Annotated in this window: 19 protein-coding genes and 1 pseudogene; 9 read left to right on the forward strand and 11 right to left on the reverse strand. The window is 62.9% G+C overall.

The features are described 5' to 3' along the window. Positions 1-61 precede the first annotated feature (61 nt). The 5 genes and pseudogenes from JN280_RS18355 to JN280_RS18370 all read right to left on the reverse strand — a co-directional run bounded on the left by JN280_RS18355 (position 62) and on the right by JN280_RS18370 (position 5,929). On the reverse strand, positions 62-2,281 hold the full coding sequence (locus JN280_RS18355) for a DUF3604 domain-containing protein (protein ID WP_202314112.1): 2,220 nt from the start codon (positions 2,279-2,281) through the stop codon (positions 62-64). Positions 2,282-2,364: 83 nt separating this feature from the next. Continuing rightward, a pseudogene (locus JN280_RS39490) lies at positions 2,365-2,580 on the reverse strand (DUF1214 domain-containing protein); the annotation flags it as partial. Between the two features lie 61 nt (positions 2,581-2,641). After that, positions 2,642-3,415, reverse strand: coding sequence for a transporter (locus tag JN280_RS18360; RefSeq protein ID WP_446720847.1), 774 nt, complete (start codon positions 3,413-3,415; stop codon positions 2,642-2,644). Positions 3,416-3,460: 45 nt separating this feature from the next. Further along, on the reverse strand, positions 3,461-3,982 hold the full coding sequence (locus tag JN280_RS18365; protein ID WP_202314117.1) for a hypothetical protein: 522 nt from the start codon (positions 3,980-3,982) through the stop codon (positions 3,461-3,463). A 96-nt stretch (positions 3,983-4,078) separates the two neighbouring features. Next, the gene (locus JN280_RS18370) at positions 4,079-5,929 is read right to left on the reverse strand and encodes a hypothetical protein (protein WP_244743397.1); all 1,851 of its coding nucleotides are present in this window, start codon (positions 5,927-5,929) and stop codon (positions 4,079-4,081) included. Positions 5,930-5,944: 15 nt separating this feature from the next. Between JN280_RS18370 and JN280_RS18375 the strand changes: the two genes are divergently transcribed. The 5 genes from JN280_RS18375 to JN280_RS18395 all read left to right on the forward strand — a co-directional run bounded on the left by JN280_RS18375 (position 5,945) and on the right by JN280_RS18395 (position 11,469). Next, positions 5,945-6,241, forward strand: a complete 297-nt coding sequence (locus JN280_RS18375; RefSeq protein ID WP_202314118.1) for a hypothetical protein — start codon at positions 5,945-5,947, stop codon at positions 6,239-6,241. 226 nt (positions 6,242-6,467) lie between these two features. Beyond that, positions 6,468-7,901 carry a DUF1254 domain-containing protein gene (locus JN280_RS18380; protein WP_202314119.1) on the forward strand — a complete coding sequence of 478 codons (1,434 nt, stop codon included), beginning with the start codon at positions 6,468-6,470 and terminating at the stop codon, positions 7,899-7,901. A 134-nt stretch (positions 7,902-8,035) separates the two neighbouring features. After that, positions 8,036-8,707: a hypothetical protein gene (locus JN280_RS18385; protein WP_446720735.1), complete on the forward strand. Its 672-nt coding sequence runs from the start codon at positions 8,036-8,038 to the stop codon at positions 8,705-8,707. A gap of 479 nt (positions 8,708-9,186) precedes the next feature. Beyond that, complete coding sequence (locus tag JN280_RS18390; RefSeq protein ID WP_202314120.1) at positions 9,187-9,957, forward strand: hypothetical protein; 771 nt, start codon at positions 9,187-9,189, stop codon at positions 9,955-9,957. 249 nt (positions 9,958-10,206) lie between these two features. Then, entirely contained in the window at positions 10,207-11,469 is a 1,263-nt protein-coding gene (locus JN280_RS18395) for an alpha/beta hydrolase (RefSeq protein ID WP_202314858.1), read from the forward strand. A 77-nt stretch (positions 11,470-11,546) separates the two neighbouring features. Here the strand turns inward: JN280_RS18395 and JN280_RS18400 are convergent, their stop codons facing one another. The 3 genes from JN280_RS18400 to JN280_RS18410 all read right to left on the reverse strand — a co-directional run bounded on the left by JN280_RS18400 (position 11,547) and on the right by JN280_RS18410 (position 14,277). Beyond that, entirely contained in the window at positions 11,547-12,134 is a 588-nt protein-coding gene (locus JN280_RS18400) for a transglycosylase SLT domain-containing protein (RefSeq protein ID WP_202314121.1), read from the reverse strand. 469 nt (positions 12,135-12,603) lie between these two features. Further along, the gene (locus JN280_RS18405; protein ID WP_202314122.1) at positions 12,604-13,833 is read right to left on the reverse strand and encodes an HlyD family secretion protein; all 1,230 of its coding nucleotides are present in this window, start codon (positions 13,831-13,833) and stop codon (positions 12,604-12,606) included. Between the two features lie 3 nt (positions 13,834-13,836). After that, positions 13,837-14,277 (reverse strand): hypothetical protein, encoded by a 441-nt coding sequence (locus JN280_RS18410; protein ID WP_202314123.1) that lies wholly within the window; start codon positions 14,275-14,277, stop codon positions 13,837-13,839. Positions 14,278-14,837: 560 nt separating this feature from the next. Between JN280_RS18410 and JN280_RS18415 the strand changes: the two genes are divergently transcribed. From JN280_RS18415 to preA, 4 genes are all read left to right on the forward strand, one after another. After that, complete coding sequence (locus JN280_RS18415; RefSeq protein WP_202314124.1) at positions 14,838-16,370, forward strand: trimethylamine methyltransferase family protein; 1,533 nt, start codon at positions 14,838-14,840, stop codon at positions 16,368-16,370. A 384-nt stretch (positions 16,371-16,754) separates the two neighbouring features. Continuing rightward, positions 16,755-18,347, forward strand: coding sequence for an arylsulfatase (locus JN280_RS18420; protein WP_446720848.1), 1,593 nt, complete (start codon positions 16,755-16,757; stop codon positions 18,345-18,347). Between the two features lie 514 nt (positions 18,348-18,861). After that, the gene (locus JN280_RS18425) at positions 18,862-20,226 is read left to right on the forward strand and encodes an NAD(P)-dependent oxidoreductase (RefSeq protein WP_202314126.1); all 1,365 of its coding nucleotides are present in this window, start codon (positions 18,862-18,864) and stop codon (positions 20,224-20,226) included. A 2-nt stretch (positions 20,227-20,228) separates the two neighbouring features. After that, the gene (preA, locus tag JN280_RS18430) at positions 20,229-21,542 is read left to right on the forward strand and encodes an NAD-dependent dihydropyrimidine dehydrogenase subunit PreA (RefSeq protein WP_202314128.1); all 1,314 of its coding nucleotides are present in this window, start codon (positions 20,229-20,231) and stop codon (positions 21,540-21,542) included. A gap of 117 nt (positions 21,543-21,659) precedes the next feature. On the opposite strand, the gene JN280_RS18435 is transcribed toward preA, so the two are convergent. From JN280_RS18435 to JN280_RS18445, 3 genes are all read right to left on the reverse strand, one after another. Further along, on the reverse strand, positions 21,660-22,130 hold the full coding sequence (locus tag JN280_RS18435; RefSeq protein ID WP_202314130.1) for a nucleoside deaminase: 471 nt from the start codon (positions 22,128-22,130) through the stop codon (positions 21,660-21,662). A gap of 106 nt (positions 22,131-22,236) precedes the next feature. Continuing rightward, entirely contained in the window at positions 22,237-22,794 is a 558-nt protein-coding gene (locus JN280_RS18440; protein WP_202314132.1) for a GNAT family N-acetyltransferase, read from the reverse strand. Further along, positions 22,782-23,123, reverse strand: coding sequence for a type II toxin-antitoxin system TacA family antitoxin (locus JN280_RS18445; protein ID WP_202314134.1), 342 nt, complete (start codon positions 23,121-23,123; stop codon positions 22,782-22,784). Before JN280_RS18445 ends, JN280_RS18440 begins: the two co-directional genes overlap by 13 nt. Between the last annotated feature and the right edge of the window lie 176 nt (positions 23,124-23,299).

Raw genomic sequence — 23,299 nt, forward strand, 5'->3', positions numbered from 1 at the left:
TCCATCAGGAACCAGCCCGGCCGCCGGATAGTTTCTTCCGGCGGCCGGCTTTCGTGGTGCCTCAGAACGGCGACTTCTGCTGATCCAGCGGGTCGAGAACCTGCGGCATCGCCACCACCTCGTAGTTGGCAAAGCCGAACTCGTTGCTGCGAGCGGCAACGTATTTGTCGCCGTGCTTGTAGACCCTCACCTCGTACGGCGTGTTGTCGATGGTGGTCACGATGGCGCCGTCCTTGATCTCGTAAGCGGTTCCGCTGCCCAGCAGGCCGCCATGCAGAACGTCGCCGACTTCGCTCGGCTGAGGCAGCGATCCGCCCACATTGTTGATGAGCCGTTGGCCCGACGTGGTCCAGGAGATGCTGAAGACCTCGCCTGTCGGGGTGTTTCTTACCCAGGTGGTCTTGCCGACGATAAGGTCTTTCAAGGCTGCATCGTCGAGAGCCGTGGCACCCTGCTGCCTGAGGTCGGCCACGGTCATGCCCTTGGCCGCCGCCTCGCGTATCTCCCTGGTCGGCGCGTACCAGATCGGCGAACTCCATGCCCGCTCCTGGATCGTCGCCGCCACATTGTCGGGCGGCGCGACGCCCAGCTCCGCGGCCTGGATGGTCGTCCAGCGCGGGGTCGGGATTTCGAGAGCCCTGACATAGTAGAATGCGTCCAGGCTCGGATCGAACTCGGGATCGGTCCAGACGCCTTTAAGCTCAACCGCGCCGATGGTGTTGGTATAGGTCGCGTTGACCAGGTTGACGGTCGATCCGATCGGCGGGACCTGCCCGCTGAAGGGGTCGGGCGTGCGATTGCCCGCCCAGGCGACATCGAAGACCTTCTCGAAGCTCTGGCCGTGCTTCGTCCAGCCCTTCACGATCTGGATGCGGTCGAGATTGCCCGAGGTCGGGTCCTTGACAGCCCAGGCAATGAAGGACGGCGCCCGACCGCCGGGCAGCGGCGCAAGGTCGCTGCCCATCGGCACGCCTCCCGCATAGGCCGTCTTGACCCAATCCGCTTCGTTGGCGACGTTGGCCCAGTCGGGCCCGCCGAAGAAGCGGAGCTTGATGCGCGGGCCGCTGGTGGCGAAGGTTTCCTTGCGCTGCATCGCGTCGAACAGGGATTCGCGCGTATTCTCGTCGGCCCACACTCCGGTCAGGCCGGCCGGGTTTTCGAGCCGGACGTCGAGCCCGGCGAATACAAAACCCGACATCCGTTGCTTCACATCGCCGTCGGCCTTGCCGTGGCCGCCGAAGAAGTTCGTCTGACGATACGGAACGCCTGTGTTGTGAGAGTCGGAACCGCCGACGAAGCCCATTTTGTAGGGGTTGTAGCCACGCGCCTCGGCCATCGACAGGCCGTCCTTCAGCGCCTGCCTGACATAGCTGCCCGCAACATGCGGGAACCGCCCTGCCGGATCACCAAGCAGGTAGGTGAGGATCTCGAAATTGGCGAATTCGTCGTTCGGTGAAAGCGTCGGGTGCGTTTCGGAGGCACCCTTGATCTGCTTGACTTCCGTCAGTCGTTCGTTGCGGTCGCGCGACGCCGCCCAAGCCGCGTCGATCGGACGCCCCTTCTCGTCGATATCGGTCGGGAACATGTGTCCGTCCGACAGATTGGCATTATGCGAGATGGCAAGCAGCTCGTTGCCGGCTTCGCGTTGCTGGTCCATCCAGGCCCACAGATCCGATGGTTTGTCGGAATCGATGGAGCTGTACGGCAATTCCGGGACCTTGGCGCAGTCGCGGAAGAAGATATTCCGGTGCATGTTCCGGTTGTTCGGCGTCGAGGTCCATTCGTACGAGCAGAACGCCGTGAACTTGCCCGGCTCGTTGGCCTTGTCCGCTATGGCGACGTTCTCCTTCCAGACGGTTCCGGCCACCTCTGGAGAGATCAATTCCTTGATCGGTTTGTTCTCGGTGATGGTCGAGCCGAGCCAGAGATAGATGCGCTGGACGTCCTCCGGCTTGCGGACGATGAGCTTCTGGGCGATCGGCAGCTTGGCGATTGCGGAGCCCGGCTCGTTGGCAAGGCGTACCGTACCGACATATTCGGAATGGTCGGTCACACCCATCCAGTCCAGCGGCGTCTCGATCTTGATGTCGTAGCCGAGCGGATGCTTGATCGGCTGCCCCTTGGCGTAGGCTAAAGCGTCCGCTGGACCGGTAAGTGTATTGCCGAAGATATAGGCGTCGAACGACCAGCTCGTATGGACATGGGTCTCGCCAAAATATGCCTGCCTCTCCTGGGCGTGGGCGGAGCCCAGAACAAGCAGGGTGGCAACGGAAGCAAGCAACGCAGTTTTTCCGCGCAACCTATGCATGGTTGGTACCTCCTTTGGTGTTCTCATCGATCGCAAGTCCAAGCTGGCGGATCTAGTTACCGCCTGACCAGTTCAATCTCGCTCGGCCGCCATTCCTTGGCGAAGAAGGGCTCGAGCGGGCTGTAGAGTCGCAGGATCGTGAACCTGCCCTACTTCGGGTCGGTCTGGATCCAGTTGCCGCGCGGGACGCCCCATGGCTGCTCAGGCGCGAACCAGACCGTGGTCGAACCATCGGCATCGGACTCGGCGGCGGGTGACGGATAACTCTGGCTAACATCGTCATCAACGTGGCGAGAAGGCAATGGATTGGCTTCATGGCCCGTTCCTCTCGTCTCATCTCTTCGGGAACAGCAGCGTGACGCCTGCCCGCACACCAATGCCGTCAGGCCCGCCTTCGGGGCTCTCGGCCCAGTAGCGAAGTCCGGCGAACAGGCTGACTGGCTGCTTCTCGATCTTGACAAGCTTCGCCACCTGGAAGTTGATCGGAACCGACCATTGGTCCGTTTCCCAGTCGTAGGTGCTCTCGGTGTTGAGCGTGAAAGTCCAGGCGTCCTTGGTCGAGTATGCGACGAAGGGCTGCAGGAAGGTGGAGTTGATAGCGCTGCGATCGTCGTCGCCGGCGAATGACCAGATGTGGTTTGCGAGCGCGCCAACGGTCCATGGCCCACGCTGGGTAAGGACGACCGCCGTCGGCCCCGCGCCCCATTTTCCACCTCCGAGCAGATCGTCGGTTGCGGTAGGCAACAGGATGACCGGACCGGCACCCCAGATGATGCCGTACTCGGTCGGTTTGGCAGGCGACAAGAACAGGCTCTGGGTGGTGTCGCCGAGCCCGAATTGGTCGCCGGACGGTCCTGCTATGTCGTTCTGCCAGGCGATCGGCAGGATGGTCCGGGAAATAAGGTTCCACTCGTCATTGAGCGTGATCGGGACGACAGGCTGCACATTGACGTAGGCTTTGTCGCCGTCGTTCGGCCCGTAGCCACTGTCGTAGTTGAACTGGAACGGTACACTGATCAGCGAGGCGACCGGGTTGGACAGTTTCTTGGCAAGGTCCTGAGCATCGTCTTGCGCCGAAGCGGTGGTGCAAACAAGCAGGGCGGGAATGAGGAGGCTTGGCACTCGCACGGATTGACGCTCCTTCGTTTTCTCCTAGTACAGGAATGCCCGGCGGTAGCCGCGCCGTGCCACGCCAGCATAGGACAGCGGTGTCCGTGGCATGCCGATGATGTCGATGAAGACGGATACCTCGGAGCCCATCTCGGGCATCTCGCCGCCGACAACCTTTACCGTGTAGGTCAGATCGTTGCCGCTCAACTCCGGGTTCTCGAGTACGACGACGACCTGTGTGAGTTCGCTGCCTTCGAGGATCGACAGGTCGGCATTCGGCGGGTCGGAAAGGAAGCTGTCCTTGCCCGTGCTCCAGAACGGGATGAACGCTGCCGTATCCATGTTTCCGGCAATGCGGTCAGGGCGATCGGAGAAGAACAGCGTCGTCGCGCCCACATCCTTCAGCGTCAGCTTGCTCGACGCCTTGTCGAATGTCATTGCGTCCGCCGTCTGGACGAACAGGAAGTCGGCCATGTCATCGGCCGCCTCGGCCTGGCTCGGCCTGACCGTTGCCGCCGCGGTGGCGGCCATGGCCGCCAGCAGGAGGTGTCGTCTGGTCGTCATCTCTCTCTCCGATTGCTGGTTGTGGTTCAGATGACCCGTCGTCCCCTCTGTTGTGAAGGTAAATAACTGTATCCCACAGAGCCAATCGGCGCTGTATCAATGTGCGATTGCGGAGACTACGCCGGGGAATTCCAGCCCTGCCTTCTTCAGAGATCCGAGAAACATCTCGACATCTTCAGACCGGGCAAACCGTAACGAAGTCTCTTCGGCGAGATTCCTCACCAGATCGGGCTCATGCTCAACGAGCCAGGCCCGTTCGCGTTCGGCGTCGGCCTTGAGACCTCCTTCCGCAAATATCGCAGCTGCAATCGCGTGATAGAGTGCGTTGCCTGAAACGTCTGCTTTCCTGATCCACACTGCGGCCTGCTGGTGGTCGCCGCTGAAATACGAGCAAAGGGCCAGTCCAACCTCATAATACGAAAGAGGCCCTGGATTGCGCTCACGCGCCTCTGCGACCAGTGCGCACCCTTCGTTCCAGTTTCCAGACAATGCCAGCCGATAGCCGTACTCGCCCATGAGTTCGGTGTCGTTCGGGTTGATCGCCATAGCGCGGCTGCCTATGCGGCGCGCCGCATCGAACTCCCTTCTGAAATAGAGTGCGAACATCTGCGCCTGCAGACCCCGGATACTGAGCGGTTCCAGCTCCACGGCCCGCCGGGCGGCGGCAAGCGCCCGATCCAGTGACGCCGGCGACCAGGCGGGATCGAACGGATAACGGAACCGGACATCGTCGATGTATGTCTGCGATAGAAGCGCCCAGCCCGTCGCGTAGTTGGGAAAGCGCTCGACTGCCTTCTCGAGACAGGAGCGCACCGATGAACGAGCCGCCGGATCGAAGTTGGCCCGGTAGGCATAGTAGGAAAGCGTGCAGGAATATGCGGCCCAGTTGTCAGGAGGGTTGGGGACGACGAGCCGGGCGTCCGCCTGAAAGATGACGCCATAGGACTGCGCCAGGCTCGTTGCCACGTTCTGGGCGACGTCGGCCTGGGCTTTCAGAAGACCGGGTACCGTTGTCGCTCCGTCGTAGCTTTGCGCCCAAAGCACGGAGCCGTCCGCTCTGTTGAGCATGCGGACCCGAAAACGGAACCTATCGGCAGACAGGTCCACGCTTCCCGCAAGCACATATCGTACCTGCGGCAGCGTCGCCGAGGCCGGCGACTGGACAACGACGATGTCCTTGAACTTGGAGAGGTGGCTGATGACCTCTTGCGTGAGCCCGCGGGCAAGGGCGGCGGACTCATCCGTTCCGGTCAGATCGTCGAACCACTCCACCAGCAACCGCGGGACTTCCGGCTTGCTTGGACCGAGCCGGGACGAATAACCCAGCCAGGCCAGCACGATCGCGGCCGCGACGAATATCGCTGCGGCCAGGGCAATCGACGGATGGTCTCGCCACCGCCGCTCCATCTGTGCGCGAGCGGGCGTCGCGGCCGGCTCTTCGGCGACGGGATCGGGAATCGAACGCAGCGAGAAATTCGGGACGTAGCCGCCCTTCGGAATGGTGATGAGTATGGGATCAGCCTGCCCCGCGGTCAGATAATATCGTTCGATCGCCCTGCGGAGGTGGCCGGCTTCGACACGGACGATCGGGTCCGCCTGCGGGTCGAAGGAAGCGTCGCGGCCAAACACTTCGACTGCAATCGAATAGGCCTTGATGCGGCTGCTGCGTCCCGCCAGGGTTTCATCGACGACATAGGTGAGAAACCGACGTTCGCGATCGGTCGCGTCAAACTCTGCGCTGTTCAGGATACGTTCGAGTTGCTCGCGACAGTTCTCGACCGATACGTCGCTTTCTCCTCCGGGGGTAGTTTCCGCGCGGATCACAAGACTTCCCCCGTCTGCCATGCTCGCGGATCGAATCCGCATTTCTTCATAAGTTACATGATTGTCCATGTAAATTACATATCGTTGCTGGCCCCTGCAAGTGTCCGCGATTTTAATGGTCAATCAACGGATCGCGAGATGAAGATTGTACCGGAAAGCAGTCGGGCAGCCTTGTCGGCGGCACTTCGCCGGTTTCCTGAACTTGAGCTGACCATCCGCCGAATGATCGTGGCGGATCAGAATTTCCGGGACATGTGCGAGGAACTGGCGGAAGCGGAGGCTGCGCTTTCCAGGGTCGACCAGTTGCCGTTGCCGATCCGTGCTGCGAGGAAGGCCGAGTGGCAGGACCTGGTGGAGCGATTGGCGCGCGAGGTTGATGCTGCTCTGCAGGAGCAGCAGGCGGTCACCCGATCACATATCGTTCCCCCTCGATGACGCCGATTGCTCCGGCTGCTTGCTGCAGGCCTCGGCTGTGCAACCGGCTGCTATGCCGAAACCTGCTGCCCTTGCAGGCGGATGATCGCCCTGGGGGCGGGCTTTTGCGGGTCATGCCGGGGCTATCCTGGGCACGCTTATTTCATGTAACGTACGGTAAGATACCTCCTCAGGTGGTCCCCGGCACAGCAGGGTGCAACCGGTGTTTCCCTCCCGGAGATCAAAGATGAACATTACCCGTCGAACTCTGACTTTTGCTGGCCTGAGCTTGCTTGCCAGCGCGTCGTCGATTTCCCTTGCGCGTGCGGACTTGGGCGATGGAGCCCTGCATATCGGCGAGGACCTGGAAGAATTCTGGATAGCCACCGACGCATATATCTATGGCTATCCGCTGGTGACGATGGAGATGACCCGCCGCGTCATGACGAATGTCGCCGAGGCTGTCGGTACCCGCGCCCCGATGGGGCATATCATCAAGTTGCGCCAATATCCCGACGCTTCGTTCAGGGACGTGACGGCGCCGAATGCCGACACGCTCTACACGACCGCCTTTTTCGATGTCGGCAAGGAGCCCTATGTGCTCAGCGTGCCTGATATGAAAGGGCGGTATTTCCTTCTGCCGATGCTCGATGGATGGACGAATGTCTTCCAGGTGCCGGGCAAGCGCACGACGGGAACCGGCGCCCAGACCTATGCCATCACGGGCCCCGGCTGGACCGGAACGCTCCCTGAAGGCGTGACCCGATACGAATCTCCGACCAACATTGTCTGGTTGCTGGGCCGCATCTACTGCACGGGTACGCCCGAAGATTACGCGGCGGTGCATGCCCTTCAGGACGAGTTCAAGCTGGTGCCGCTCAGTGCCTACGGCAAGGACTACACGCCTCCGCCCGGCAAGGTCGATCCGTCGATCGACATGAAGACCGCCGTGCGCGACCAGGTCAATCGGATGGACGCGGTCGAATATTTCACGCTCCTTGCCGAACTGATGAAGGCAAATCCGCCGTCCGACGCGGACGCACCCGCGCTGGAGCGCTTCGCGCGGATCGGGCTTGTCGCGGGCCAGGATTTCGACGCCAGCAAGCTGAGGGCCGACTTCCACAAACGTGTGCCGACGATCGGCTTCGACCGGATCATGCTGCAGTTCAAGATCAACAGCCAGGTGAAGGATATCAACGGCTGGGCCTTCACGACGAAGACAGGGCTGTACGGAACCGACTATCTCATGCGGGCTCTGATAACTGCCATCGGGCTCGGCGCCAACCGCCCTCAGGATGCGGTCTATCCGACGTCGGAGAAGGATGCCCATCGCCGCTCCTATGACGGCCGGAGGAACTACGTCATCCATTTCCCGAAAGGCCAGACGCCGCCGGTCTCGGGCTTCTGGTCCATCACCATGTATGACGAAAACTTCTTCTTCGTTGCGAACCCCATCAACCGCTACTCGATCAGCCCTCGTCAGGATCTGAAATACAACGCCGACGGATCGCTGGATCTCTATCTGCAGAACGTGTCTCCGGGCGCCGACAAGGAAGCGAACTGGCTGCCCGCGCCGGCGGGCAAGTTCTTCCTCATGATGAGATTGTACTGGCCGAACGAGAACGATCCATCGATCATCGACGGAACCTGGACGATCCCGCCGGTGGAGGTAGCCGACTGATCCCGGCATAGGCTTGCTTTTGCGGCACCTTGCTGATGCCGAGATCAGAGGGTGCCACGCGCCTGATCGACGCGTGGCGCTCTCGTCAGAGGAGTGAAGAAGTGCCGCCCATTCAATTGAAGGAGAACAGACCCATGGCAATCAGAACCATGATGCTCGCGGTGACGGCGGTTGCCGGAATCGCGTTATCGGGCGGCACCGCACTCGCGCAGGACGCTATTTCTGCCCCTGCGACGAAATCGATCGGCGCCGCGAAACCCAAGATCGAGCCGGCCCTGATCGTGCTCAACTCCAAGGGAGCGAGTCTTGCCGGCGGCAAGCTCGTTCTGTCGGGCGTGTCGCCGAATTCCATCATGTTCGCCGACCGTCCGGTGCGCGCCGCGGGCCATGTGCTTACGGCCCATCTCCTCGAGGAGTGGGCTGTCGGCAGCGACAGCTTTGCCAAGGACCCTCCGAACGCGACCGTGTCGGTTCTCAGCAAGGACGGCAGTTCCGTCCTGGACGCCGTCGTCACGCTCAAGACACCGAAACTGGAGGGCGAGACGCTGACTTTCGACGTCGACGTTCTGGAGGGGAGCCTTGACGGCGGCGATGGTCCTGCCTCGACGTTCATCGACATCATCGGCATGCCCTTCACACCGCTTTCCTTCGCCGGAGCGGCACGACGGGCGGCATATCGCGGAGCCTGGTACGCCGGTGCGGCTGCCGGCGCCGCTGCGGTGGCGGCTCCCTACTACTATCACCCGTACTATCATCCCTACGTGCGGCCCGCGTGCGGCTTCTACCCGTATCCGCCCTGCTACTGAGGCCCAGGTTCAGGGGATAGTGCGGTGCGCAAGGCGGAAAAAGCTAGAGCAATTCCAGCAAAAGTGTGAAGCAGTCTTGCGTCCGGAATTGCGTAGAAACAAGAAGATAGAGCATTTCCGCGATTCGGAGAAAAGCGGAAATGCTCTAGGCCCTTTTGCAACGGAAGTAGTCACCCGCCGTGCTGAATGACCGGTTCAGTGCTCCGTCCCCCGACCAGATTTCTCAGGTGATCTCATACGCGATCGCCCCGTTCTTCCTACTTGGTGTGGTCGCGAGTTTCGTTTCGGGCTGTTCACGCTTTCCCTTCTTCTGCTATCGGTCGCGCTTATCACGCTCGGACGCGAAGTCAGGATTGCGCTCAACGAATATGACCATCATGCTGTTGGCAGGGATTGACGGAGTTTGTGATGAAATTGCGATAGTTATGTATTAGATCTAATGATGACGTGATTCATGATTTTCTTGAGAAGGAATTGTTATGAAGAGTCTGAAAAAGGCCTTCCTTGTCTGTGGTTTTCTCTGGGCGATCCCGGCGGCTGGCGCTGATTTGACCCCCGAAACGCCGCCCGCTGCCGAGAGCGGATGGACATTTTCGGTCACGCCCTATTTCTGGGCAGCGGGTCTCTCCGGCGAGACCTCCCAGTTCGGTCTGCCTGTCGTCGACATGAACGCGAGCTTCAGCGACATCCTCGACAATCTTGATTTTGCCGCGATGCTGATGGGTGAGGCACGCAAGGGGCGATTCAGCCTGTTCGGCGATCTGATCTACACGCAGCTTTCCTCCGGCCGTGCGACGCCGCGCGGCATCCTGGCGACCAGCGTCAATGTGGAGGCCTCGACTTTCGCGGGGCTGGCCGGCGCGGGCTATTCCGTGCTGGAAGGTCCGACGGGCCGGCTGGATGTCGTCGCCGGCATGCGGGTCTGGTCGGTCGACACCGATATCTCGTTCAGCGGCGCATTCCTCGACGGGGTGACGCGCAGCGACGGGGCGACCTGGGTCGACGGGCTGGTCGGTATTCGCGGCAACTACGCCTTCACCCCCAAATTCTATGCCACGGGCTGGGGGCTGGTCGGCGCCGGCGGTGCCGATATCGACTGGGATGTCGCGGCGGCGATAGGCTACAACATCAACGAGAGGTTCTCGGCGACCCTCGGCTACCGTGCGCTGGGCGTGAACTACAGCAGCGACGACTTCCTGTTCGACGCGGTGGAGCAGGGCCCGATCGCAGGACTGACGATCAACTTCTAGTGTCGTGATTTCGAAGTTCGCATGATTTGATATCGAGCTCGGAGGCGAACTTCGAAATCAAACTGACACTTGGAATCGATAGTTTGCCGATGCCCCTTTTGTTCTGAAATTCGCTCCGAGGTCGGTATCGCGAAATTCAGAATCGGGGCATTGGCGTTCCTACGACCGTTCCGTGTACAGGGGGACGTGCGCGTATTTCGGGAAAGGGCGTGTGTCCATATGGAGTGCAATTCAGCCGTCCGCCCGACAATGGGTCATTTTCGGCGAGGCGTGTTCGGCGCGCTGGCGATTGCAGCCTTGTCCACTGCCCTGCTGGCGGCGTGCGCCAGCCGCCCGACAGGCGTGCTGCAACCCGTGGCGGCTTCGCCGTCGGCCAGCCAGGTCGAGATGCTTGTCACGACCATGCGCGATCGTTCCGAAAACCCCGGCGAAATGTTCAGCGGCGAGCGTGCGCTCGAACCGGCCTTTGCCGAGATCACCGTATCGATTCCTCCCAGCAGCGTTCGCAAGGTCGGTGAGGTCGCCTGGCCGCGCCGGCTTCCGCCGAACCCGGCGACGGATTTTGCGGCGGTCAAAGCCGAGCAGATCAATCGGGAGACGGCCGAGAAGTGGCTGAACGCCGCCGTGCACAAGAGCCCGGATCGCAGCGTTCTCGTCTTCATCCATGGATTCAACAACCAGTTCGAGGATGCCGTCTTTCGCTTCGCTCAGATCGTTCACGATTCGAATGCGCGCACCGTCCCCGTGCTCGCGACATGGCCATCGCGCGGCAGCCTGCTCGCCTACGGCTATGACCGCGAAAGCACGAACTACACCCGCAATGCGGTCGAGCAGCTGTTCCAGTATCTGGCACGCGATCCGGAGGTAAAAGAGGTCTCGATCCTCGCCCATTCCATGGGCAACTGGCTTGCGCTCGAATCCTTGCGCCAGATGGCCATCCGCAACGACGGGCTGCCGGCCAAATTCAAGAATGTCATGCTGGCGGCGCCTGACGTGGACGTCGACGTCTTTCGTTCACAGATTGCCGACATGGGCGAGCGGCGACCTCATTTCACGCTCTTTGTGTCGCGTGACGATCGCGCATTGGCCGTTTCCCGGCGCGTCTGGGGCAATGTCTCCAGGTTGGGAGCTGTCGATCCGGAACAGCCGCCGTACAGGGAAGAACTCGCAGCGAACGACATTACGGTCCTGGACCTCACAAAAATCAAGGCGGGCGACGATCTGCATCACAGCAAGTTCGCGGAGTCGCCCGAGATCGTCCAACTGATCGGTACCCGCCTCTCGACCGGCCAGACATTGACCGACAATCGGCTGGGGCTCGGGGACACGATCGTGTCTGCGACCGCGGGGGCTGCACATACGGTCGGAACCGCCGCGGGCCTGGTTGTCGCCGCTCCGGCGGCAATCGTCGATCAGAACACCAGGCAAAACTACGCCCGTCACGTCGAGGCGCTGGTCGGACCTGCGACGGGGGAGAGCCTCGCGTCGCCAGGCACCGAAGCAGGCAAGTGATCAGGCAGCAGCCGTAAGGCCGCCCACGCGGCTGACCTCCAGCTTCGCTCCGCCGGTTCCGTTCCGGCCAAACTTCTTCAGGAGCCGCAGCGGCGCAGTTGTGTGGCGTAGCGCTGCGCCATTTTTTCGGTGTCGCGTGCGTAGCGCTGCACGCCGGCGTCCCATTTGCCGCGCTTGTAGGCGCCCCATCCGGAATAGTAGGCGAGATAGAGCCGATAGGTGTCGTTGCGCGATACGCCGTAGGCGTCGACGGTCTTGGAATGGTACCAGCCGACGAAATCCACGGCGTCGCCAAAGTCGTTGCGGCGCGCGGCGAAACTGCCTGTCTCGCGCTTGTACTGCGCCCAGGTGCCGTTCAGGGCCTGCGAGTAGCCGTAGGCGCTCGACTGGCGTTTCCAGGGAATAAAGCCGAAGAGCTTCGTGCGTGGCGGCCGGGCGTTGGCCTTGAAGCCCGATTCCTTGCGCACCGTCGCCATCAGCACATGGGTGGGGATGCCATATTTGCGTTCGGCGCGCTTGGCCGCCCGCTGCCAGTTGTCGAACCAGCCGTCGCGCTGGTCGAAAACGGCGCAGATGTCGTTGATGTGGCGCGGCGGCGTTGCGCAGGCCGACAGCGCAAGCAGTGATATGACCGGTACAATTTTACTAAAACTCGCCCCACGCATTGGGCGAGGTCTAGGCGAAAAACTTAAAGGGAGTCTTTAGACATCCGTTAACGATTCGGCCCCACGCCTCCCGCCGCGGTGGGAGGGGTGGAAGGACGGTGGAAGCGGAAGGGGCGGCAGGTGACATCCGGGCGGCCTGGGTGTCCAGCCGGGCCTCGCCCTCCATCAACTGCCCCGTCTCGCCTGGACGTTGGCGAAAATTGCCGTTTCCTTCCAATTCGGCCCCGTGCGGTAACGCTCTGTTCATCCCTGTCGGCGAGAGTGGCAACGCGGCCATGTATTGAGTTCCGCCTCAGGCAACAGGCCCATCCTGAAAGGGGTGGGCCTTTTGTGCGTGCGCCCTGCACGGGCGCATTCGCGCGGATGGTGATTTCGACGCGAGCCCGTCCCGGCGAATGAGCGTGCAGCGCAATCGCTTCTTTGCCAGCCGATGCGCGTCCGTTCCGACAGGATGCCCCTGTTGCTGCGATCAGTGCCCGCCCAGGACCAGAGTCTGGATCGGCAGAAGCAGCGCCTGCATCCGCAGGATCATCGCATGCACCACGCCGGTGGCGTCGATCGCGTGGAGCACGAAGGCGCGGAAGGCGCCGATGTCGGGGTCCTGCAGCGCGTCGTGGTTGCTGGTATAGGCGTTGGCGATGCAGCTGCTGCCCTGGGGCAGATCGTCGAGCTGGCCCGCAAAAAGCGGCTGCATGATGACGGTGATCGTTCCGGGGCGCGCCATTTGCCCGACGTCGACGAGCTGATCGGTCGGACGGATCTGGCCGCTGGCGATGACGTGCTGAACCTCCGTCACCACCATCGGGACAATGGTCCAGGGCTTGGCGATGCAGGCGACCTCGCCGACCATCCCGGGCCTTATCACCTGCGCCTCGATCTGCCCGAAACCGGCGATGAGGCCGGTGACCTTGCGCTCGGGCACCAGGATGCCGGCGGGCCGGAGCATCGGGTTGACGACATCGCCCGGCCTGAGCGCGAACTGCTGGACAATGCCGTCGGTGCCGGCGACGACGAGGGTCTTTTCGAGGTCGACCCGCGCCTGGTGCAGCGCGGCCTCGGCGCTGGCCTTCTGGGCGGGGAGCTGGAAGTCGATCTGCGACACGATGGCCTCGCGGGAAGCCATTGCCGCGTCCACCACGCCCTGCTGGGTGTCGACCCTGACCAGCGCCTGCTCGACTTCGCGCTCGGGGATGGCGTTGGGATTGCGCCGGAACAGTTCGGCGCGGGTATCGTACTCGTCCTGCGCCTGCCGCAGAACCCCGCGCGCCTGGGCGATCCGGCCGTCCGCTTCCTTGAGCTGCGACCGGGCGACGACCATGGTGGCGTCGATCTCGGCGATCCGGCGCTTGGCGGTCTCGACGGCCGCCTCCTGCGCGGTGCTGTCCAGCCGGAAGAGGGGCTGGTCCTTTGCCACCTTCTGATTGATCTCGACAAAGGTTTCCGCCACGCGGCCGTTGGTCTCCGGCAGGATGGTGACGGTGCGGAAGATGGAGGTGGCGGCCTTGGTGGAGGGATGGAAGTAGAAGATCGTGGTGATCAGGCTGACGGTCAGGATCAGGCAAAGGGTGATCCCCCAGCGCAGTTCATACCAGACGGAGAACAAGGTGATCTCGCGGCCGAGCCGCTTGCCCTGCACGAAGCGGCGGTAGAGGAAGTCCGGCAGGATCGTCAGTATCGAACAGAGGAACAGTTCCAGCATGGCTCAGGCCCTCTTCTGCTCGAGCGGCAGTGGCTCGGCCGCTGCGGCCGCCGGAACGGCGGGTTCGTCGGCTTGCGCCGGCGCGTCAGGCTCGCGGCGCCCGGCCATCCGCCCCAGCGACTGGGCCATCGAGTTCAGCGGGGTCGAAAAATCAGGCAGCGGGACGAGGGCGAGCAGCAGTGCGGCGATCCAGAACGCATGGTTGTGGGTGAAGAGCGCGATGAGCGCCAGCACCGCGACGATCTCGAACTGCACCTTCTGGCCGCGATGCGCCATCTGCTCGGGAAGCGCATGGAGCTTGAAGTAGAAGATGCCGATACCGACCACGGCGAGCAGCACCGCGATGCCCGTCGCCACGAAAAGCACGTCGGCCTGCCCGGGTGCCGCGATGAAGAACGGCAGGTGGTGGGGCGCCGCGGGGTTGATCGCTGCTTCGTGTTCCATCAGGCGGCATCCTTCCGGTCGGAGAACCGCGGTGGCAGGTTACCCCGCAGCCCGCCGCGCATACGTCTGATTGTCATGACGAGCCCCTGGCCTCGGCCGACGATGGCGCGGCGACGATGGCTGGACTTGCGGTCTCGCCATCTCCGGCTGCTGGCCAGGAGGTCGGAAGCGTCAGTTTTTTTCGGGGCAGCCTCCCAGGCATCGGCGATTTCAGCTTGCGCGCCACTCGGAAACTCCCAACTTCAACTTTGTCAGGTTGGTGCGGTGGTGGGGACGTTGTCAAGGGAAGGCCCGACTTGTCCCACAGCGGAGTCCTGCTTCCCGAGGATTGGGGGCTGTACGGATTCTCCGATGGCGAAGAAGCCTGCATTGGCGCAGCGACCATGCCGGCAGGGCTGCTCGAAAACCCTTGGCGGCGGCAAGTCGGTACCCTTGCGCGTCATGCATCGGGCTGGCGATCGGGATCATTCCATGTCCGTCTGGCGTTTGAGCTGAAATAAAGCGCTTGTGGTGACGAAATTCCGACAACGCACGGACGACTGCGGTGCTTCGATGCCGGCATGGACCGCAGCAGACGCAGCGCCGAGCGTATGCAAAGGAGGGCGGGGGAAACGATCCCGCAGCTGCCGCCGCGGATCGTGCGCAATCCCTACCCGCCGATGGCGCTGCTCTCCGACGACCAGGTCGAGGCCATCCATCTCGCATCGCTTCATATCCTGGAGGATCTCGGCATCGAGGTGATGAACGCATCGGCGCTTGACCGCCTGGCCAAGGCCGGGGCCGATGTCGACCGGTCGTCGCGGGTGGTGCGGCTCGATCGGGGTCTTGCCGCCGAGGCGCTGGCGTCGGCGCCGCAAAGCTTCACGCTCACCCCGCGCAATCCGGCGCATGCCGTCCATGTCGGCGGCGACGTCGTCAATTTCACGCTGGTCGCCGGTCCGCCCAATGTGCACGACCGCGAGCGCGGCCGCCGCTCCGGCAACAAGCGCGACTATGACGACCTCGTCCGGCTCGCCCAGCATTTCAACTGCATCACCATGCTCGGCAACCAGGTCTGCGCGCCGGTCGAACTGCCGGCCAATACGCGCCATCTCGACACCTATCTTTCCAACCTGACGCTCACCGACAAGGCGTTCCACGTCTCGGCGATCGGCGCGGGCAGGGCCCGCGACGGCATCCATATGGCGGCGATCGCCCGCGGGCTCGAACCGGAGGCTTTGCGCGATGATCCGGCGGTGGCCACCATCATCTCGGTCAATTCGCCGCGCCGCTTCGACGAGGCGATGCTCGACGGCTTGATGGCGATGAGCGAGGCCGGCCAGCCGGTCTGCGTGACGCCCTTCACGCTGATGGGGGCGATGAGCCCGGTGACGCTCGCCGGCGCGCTCACCCAGCAGAATGCCGAGGCGTTGTTCGGCATCGTGCTCACCCAGCTTGTCCGCCGCGGCGCTCCTGTCATCTACGGCGCCTTCACGTCCAATGTCGACATGCGCACCGGCGCGCCGGCTTTCGGCACGCCGGAGAACGCCAAGGCCAACGTCGCATCCGGCCAGCTCGCGCGCCGCTACCGGCTGCCCTATCGCACGACGCCGGGCTCGGCTTCCAACGCAGCCGACGCACAGGGCGCTTACGAGACGATGATGGCGTTTTGGGGAGCCGTCCTCGGCCACGGCAATATCGTCTATCACGCCGCCGGCTGGCAGGAGGGCGGGCTGACGGCCTCCTTCGAGAAGCTCGTCATCGACGTGGAGATGATCCAGCACATGATGGAATTTCTCCAACCGATCGCGGTCGACGAAAACGAACTGGCGCTCGATGCGCTCGCCCGCGTGCCGCCGGGCGGGCACTTCTTCGGCGACGCGCATACGCTCTCCCGTTACGCCGACGCCTTCTACCGCCCGCTGCTTTCCAACTGGCAGAATCACGAAGCCTGGACCGAGGCGGGCGCGCTCGATGCCACGGCTCGCGCCACCGGCCTCTGGAAGAAGGCGCTCGAAGAATACCGGCAGCCGCCGATGGACCCCGCCATCCGCGAGGCGCTCGAAGCCTATGTCGCGCGCCGCAGGGATGAGATCGGGGCAGGGGAGCCGTGACGGCCGATCGTGTCCCATCAAGTTGATCCGATAGGCGCGAGATGATCCGTCTTGCCGCCGAACGGTTGAAAGAACTGGGATCGCCGCGGTCATAGCAAGAGGAACCCGTTGCGGCTGAAACACCCCGCTGCTCGTCCCCATACAGTTTCGGACGGGCTTCATCATTCGCTTCATGTTGACCCTTGGGCCAACTTGATAGGGCCGTCCCAAACCATGACAATCGGCGCGCAGACTTCCTCAATTGCCGCGCGAGCTCTTCGACGTGCGGGCACGATGACCAGCAAACATGCGCACCTGAAGGAGCAAGCGATGAACCAGCTTAGTCATCCCGAAATTCCCGCCGGCGAGCAGGAGACGGCTCAGCTCGAACTGAACCGCCGGAGCATGTTGCTCGGGGGCACCGCGCTCGCGGCGGCCTCGCTTGTGGCGTCGACCACGGCGGTCGACAGGGCGCGTGCCCAGCAGCAGGCTGCCGCCCCCAGCGGCAAGATGCCCAACATCCTGGTGATCTTCGGCGACGACATAGGCATTCCGCAGATCAGCGCCTACACCATGGGTTTGATGGGCTACCGCACGCCCAATATCGATCGCATCGCTGCCGAAGGTGCGATCTTCACCGATTCCTACGGACAGCAAAGTTGCACTGCCGGGCGGGCTTCCTTCATCCTGGGACAGGAGCCTTTCCGTACCGGACTGCTCACGATCGGTATGCCCGGCGATCCGCACGGCATTCAGGACTGGATGCCCACCATCGCCGACGTCCTGAAGACCAAGGGATACGCAACCGGACAATTCGGCAAGAACCACCTGGGCGATCGCGACGAACACCTGCCGACCAATCACGGCTTCGACGAGTTCTTCGGAAACCTTTATCACCTCAACGCGGAGGAGGAGCCGGAGGGCTATTTTTATCCCAAGGACCCAGAGTTTCGTGAGAAATTTGGCCCGCGCGGTGTCATCAAATCCAGTGCGGACGGCCAGATCGAGGATACTGGACCGCTCAACACGAAACGCATGGAGACGGTCGACGAGGAGTTCCTGGCCGCTGCCGTGGATTTCATCGATCGCCAGCACCAGGCCGAGAAGCCCTTTTTCGTCTGGTTCAACTCAACCCGCATGCACGTGTTCACCCATTTGAAGCCGGATTCAATGGGCAAGACGGGCATGGGCATCCACGCCGACGGCATGGCCGAACACGATGGGCATGTGGGGCAACTCCTGAAGAAACTCGATGATCTCGGCATCGCCGAGGATACGATCGTGATCTACACGACGGACAACGGGGCCGAGATCGCGCTCTGGCCGGACGGTGCAATGACCCCGTTCCGCAGCGAAAAGGGAACGACATGGGAAGGCGGCATGCGTATTCCCATGATGGTGCGCTGGCCGGGCGTGGTGAAACCGGGCACGCAGATCAACGAACCTGTGACACTCATGGACTGGCTGCCGACGTTCGCGGCGGCAGCCGGCATTCCCGACATCAAGGAGCAGATGAAGCAGGGCTTCCAGGCGGGGACAAAGAGCTTCAAGGTGCATCTCGACGGCTTCGATCTCACCGGGCTCCTGAAGGGAGAGGCCGAGCAGCCTCCGCGCGACGCAGTCTACTATTTCGACCAGGGCGGCAATCTGAACGCGATACGCTGGAACGATTGGAAGCTGAGCTTTGCGACCGCGAGCCATGGCAATATCGCGACGGCGACGCGCGAGGTGCCGAGCTGGGCATTGATCACCAACCTGCGGATGGACCCCTACGAGCGTGGTCTCGAAGAGGGCGGCGGCGCCCTCGACTTCCTGGCTCGGAACATATGGCTGCTGGTGCCCATACAAGGCAAGATCAAGGAGTTCTTCCAGGACTTCGATCAGTATCCGTTCCAGACGGGAAGCTCTCTGAACGCAGGCGGCATAAATTACGGCTGGCTGCAGCAGCAGGCCGCGCTCAAGCGGCTCAGTGACCTTGAGAGGCTCGCGCCGCGATAGGCCGCCGGCCTGGCAATGTCGCTGTGCGCATTCTTGTCGCGGGGTGACCGCTTCGTCACGCCTGATATCGACATTGCCCTTGCGGCGATGAACTGAATTCCGCGTCAGGCAAAAGACCCATCCGGCAGCGGCTGGGTCTTCCCGATCGTGCGCCATGTGTTTCCCACCAGTCCGCGTCGGGATTCGCCGGCGTCGGCCTCGTCGTACGGGGCAGTGCCAGTGGGGCGAACTGCCCGGCGAGGCGCCGCCAATCGCTTCCACGAGCTGCTGTCAAATGCTGTCGAGACGATTCGGAGTTTGCCGATAATCCGCTGAAATCGCGCCGGAAATCGGCCATGCCGCCGCAGGATCCCCGATAGGTCTCCACCTTCCGATGCCACCTCGCGGGCAAAACATGATCTGAATAATCAAGTATTTTCCGTCACTTATCTCGCTCCGAAGAAATTTGACCGATTGATAAAAAAACAGAACGTGCTAACCTCGCGTCAAAACCGATAAATGGGGAATACCGACAATGGCGGAAGGACTCTTCAAACACGGCATTGCGGCGGGACGGCTGGCGCCGGCCCAATACGCCGACAACTTCTCCGACCTGCACCCGCCGCTCGACGCTCACGAGGCGCTGGTCGAGGCGGATCGCTGCTATTTCTGCTACGATGCGCCCTGCATGCAGGCCTGCCCGACATCGATCGATATCCCGATGTTCATCCGGCAGATCGCGACCGGCAACCCGATCGGCTCGGCCAAGACCATCTTCGACCAGAACATCCTCGGCGGCATGTGCGCCCGCGTCTGCCCGACCGAGACCTTGTGCGAGGAAGTCTGCGTTCGCGAGACGGCGGAGGGCAAGCCGGTGCAGATCGGCCGCCTGCAGCGCTACGCCACCGATACGGCGATGCGGCAGCACAAGCAGTTCTACGAACGGGCCGCGGCGACCGGACGCAAGGTCGCAATTGTCGGCGCCGGGCCGGCGGGCCTCGCCGCCGCGCACCGCCTGGCGCGCTACGGGCACGAGGTCACCATCTTCGAGTCGCGGCCAAAATCCGGCGGCCTCAACGAATACGGCATCGCCGCCTACAAGAGCACCGACGACTTTGCGCAGGCCGAGGTCGACTATGTCACGGCGATCGGCGGCATCGAGATCGAGCATGGCAGGGCGCTCGGCCGCGACATCCACCTTTCCGAGCTGACGGCCGCTTTCGACGCGGTGTTCCTTGGGATCGGCCTCGCAGGGGTCAACGCGCTGCGCGCAGAGGGCGAGGATGCCGAAGGCGTCGAGAATGCCGTCGAGTTCATCGCCGAGCTGCGCCAGGCCGCGGATCTGGGCAGCCTGCCGGTCGGCCGCCGCGTGGTGGTGATCGGCGGCGGCATGACCGCGATTGATGCGGCCGTGCAGTCCAAGCTGCTCGGCGCCGAGGAGGTGACGATCTGCTACCGCCGCGGCAAGGAACATATGAACGCCTCGGAATTCGAGCAGGACCTGGCCGCCGCCAACGGCGTCGGCATCCGGCACTGGCTGCAGCCGAAGCGGGTGGTTTCGGAAGGTGGCAAGGTCGCGGCAATCGAGCTCGAATATACTGCCCTGAAGGACGGCAAGCTCGGCGGCACCGGCGAGACGGTCACGCTGCTGGCCGATCAGGTGTTCAAGGCGATCGGCCAGAGCTTCGAGCCGGCGGCGCTGAACGGCAGCGGCGCCAGCATCGGGCTCGAAGGCGGCCGCATCAAGGTCGACGAGGAGGGGCGCACCTCGCTGGCCAAGGTCTGGGCCGGCGGCGACTGCATCGTCGGCGGCGACGACCTGACCGTCTCGGCGGTCGCGCAGGGACGCGACGCGGCCGAATCCATCCACCGCGCGCTCACCGCGAACGGGAGGGCATGATCATGGCTGATATCCGCAACAACTTCGTCGGCATCAAGTCTCCGAACCCCTTCTGGCTGGCGTCTGCGCCGCCCACCGACAAGGCCTACAACGTCGTGCGCGCCTTCAAGGCGGGCTGGGGCGGCGTGGTCTGGAAGACACTTGGCGAGGAGGGGCCGCCTGTCGTCAACGTCAACGGTCCGCGCTACGGCGCGATCTGGGGCGCCGACCGCCGCCTGCTCGGCCTCAACAACATAGAGCTCATCACCGACCGCGAGTTGCAGACCAATCTGCGCGAGATCAAGCAGGTCAAGAAGGACTGGCCGGACCGCGCGCTCGTCGTCTCGCTCATGGTGCCCTGCGTGGAGGAAAGCTGGAAGGCGATCCTGCCGGTCGTAGAAGAGACCGAAGCCGACGGAATCGAGCTCAATTTCGGCTGTCCGCACGGCATGTCGGAGCGCGGCATGGGCTCGGCGGTCGGCCAGGTGCCGGAATATATCGAGATGGTGGTGCGCTGGTGCAAGGCCAACACCCGCATGCCCGTCATCACCAAGCTGACGCCGAACATCACCGATATCCGGCGTCCGGCACGGGCCGCAAAGGCCGGCGGCACCGACGCGGTGTCGCTGATCAACACGATCAACTCCATCACCGCGGTCGATCTCGACACCTTCTCGCCGGAGCCGTCGATCGACGGCAAGGGCAGCCATGGCGGCTATTGCGGACCGGCCGTGAAGCCGATCGCGCTCAACATGGTCGCCGAGATCGCGCGCGATCCCGAAACCCGCGGCCTGCCGATCTCGGGCATCGGCGGCGTCACCACATGGCGCGACGCGGCCGAGTTCCTGGCGCTCGGCGCCGGCAATGTGCAGGTCTGCACCGCGGCCATGACCTACGGCTTCAAGATCGTCGAGGAGATGATCGAGGGGCTGAAGAACTGGATGGACGCCAAGGGCCATGCCTCGCTCGACGACGTCGTCGGCCGCGCAACGCCCAACGTATCCGACTGGCAGTATCTCAACCTCAACTATGTCGCCAAGGCGCGCATCGACCAGGACGCCTGCATCAAATGCGGCCGCTGCCACATCGCCTGCGAGGACACGTCCCACCAGGCGATCACCAGCCTCGTCAATGGCCAGCGCCATTTCGAGGTGATCGAGGAAGAGTGCGTCGGCTGCAATCTCTGCGTCAATGTCTGCCCGGTGGAAGGCTGCATCACCATGGAGCCGCTCGCTGCCGGCGCGCTCGACAAGCGCACGGGCCAGCAGGTCTCGTCGGTCTACGCCAACTGGACCACGCACCCCAACAACCCGATGGCGAAGGTGGCGGCCGAGTAGGGAAGCAAGGTGCCAGCCTGGGGCCGAGCGTGTTGACGTGAAATAGGGGCATGGAGACAATCTCCACGCCTCTATGCCGATCGCTCGGCTTCACCCATGGCGTCTCTCGACTCCGGGCTAAGCCTTGCCCAGATGCTTCGGCCAGAATTCCTGATGTACTTCGGCCGCTTCGTCTTCGAGGTTCGGGCCAACCACAGTGACGATGCGCGCGCCGGTTTGCAACACCGCCCGGCTCGGCACGTTCAACCCGATCCCGGCGATCTCGCCAAGCCGCGCTTCGGAGCACGCAAACACCATACGCCCGATGCCCGACCAGTAAATCGCCCCGGAGCACATCGCGCACGGCTCCGTGCTTGTGTAGAGCGTGCAGTCAGCGAGAAAAGCAGGGTCGTAGTGCTGCGCCGCCAGTTTGATCAGGTTCATCTCGGCGTGGTTCGTCATATCGTGGCCGGTGAAGACGCTGTTTTCGGCGCGCAGGATCACTTCGCCGTCCTTCACCAGCACCGAGCCAAACGGTTCGTCGCCGCGTTCCATTGCGGATTTCGAGAGCGCGATCGCCTCGCGTAAGAACGGCTCGTGGCCTTCCATCGGAGTCTCCCCAAAGCTGGAACGGGATGATCTTGTCTTGAATCGGAGGGATTTCCAAGGGGCTGCAAATCAGATTGAAGATCGGCGATCTGCATCGCCGCAACGGTCATCTTCCGGCTCCAATCAATGAGTCCTGAGCCTGGCCGAAGGCCGCAACCACCGTTTCGATAGGCAGGAACAGTGTGCGACTGTCTTCGGGATATTCGATGAACTCCGCGCAGCGTAGATAGAAGCGCTTCGCCGCATCGTCCTTGGCATGGACCAGAACCGCTCCGATACCCATGATCTGCGACGCCAGCGCGATCCGGCGCAGCGCGTCGGAAAGCAGGTCCGCGCCGAGGCCCTTGCCCGCATGGCTGCGGCTCACCGCCAATCGCCCGATCACCGAGACAGGCATCGTATCCGGCGCGTTGTGCCGCACCTTGCCGGGTGCCGCCGCGCGCTCCACCGCCGCGGCCGAGATGCAGAAACAGGCGACAACCCGATTGCTTTCGCAAACGACATAGGTGCGCGGGAACCGACTTTCATTCTTCGAGGCCCGGAGGCGCAGCCAGTCGTTCAGCGCCGGTTCGCCGCAATCGAAACTCGAAAGATCGTGGTCGTCGGTAAGAGGAACGGGAGGCGAAAGACCAGCTTCGAGGCGTTCCGGCGCTAGTTCTGCCATGCCGGAACCCGGCGCAGCAGCGACTGTAGTTTCGGTCCCGGTGCCGGGGGATTGTCGAGGGCGTGCATGAAAGCGTCGTAGCGATCGGAGTCCAGCATGAACAGTCGCTGGTCGAGCAGCACGTCGATGGCCTGCCGTCGGGCGCTTTCGATCATGAATTCGGTGCGCGTCTTGCCCAGCACCGCCGCCGCATCGTCGATGAGTTGGCGGGTGGCAGCCTCGATCCGAAGGTTGATGCTGCCTTTCGTGTCGGCAGCCGATGTCCGCTCCGCAACCGCAATGGTCGCAGTTCCATGCCTTTGCGAGGTTGATGCGCGAACTTTTGACATGCGCTGCAATATGATCAGACGTATCTACAATGTCAATACGACCGTGGAGCGAGGTCCGCGATCCATCGCCTCGTTGATTGGAATGCCGACGGCCGGCTTCACTTGGGGAATTCACGGCCTAAGCAGATTCCGGAAAAGTGTCCCACGGTTTTCCGACAAGAATCTGCGACAAAACA

Origin of the sequence: Mesorhizobium sp. L-8-10 (assembly GCF_016756635.1) — a bacterium.
In the GTDB taxonomy this organism is placed as follows: Bacteria; Pseudomonadota; Alphaproteobacteria; order Rhizobiales; family Rhizobiaceae.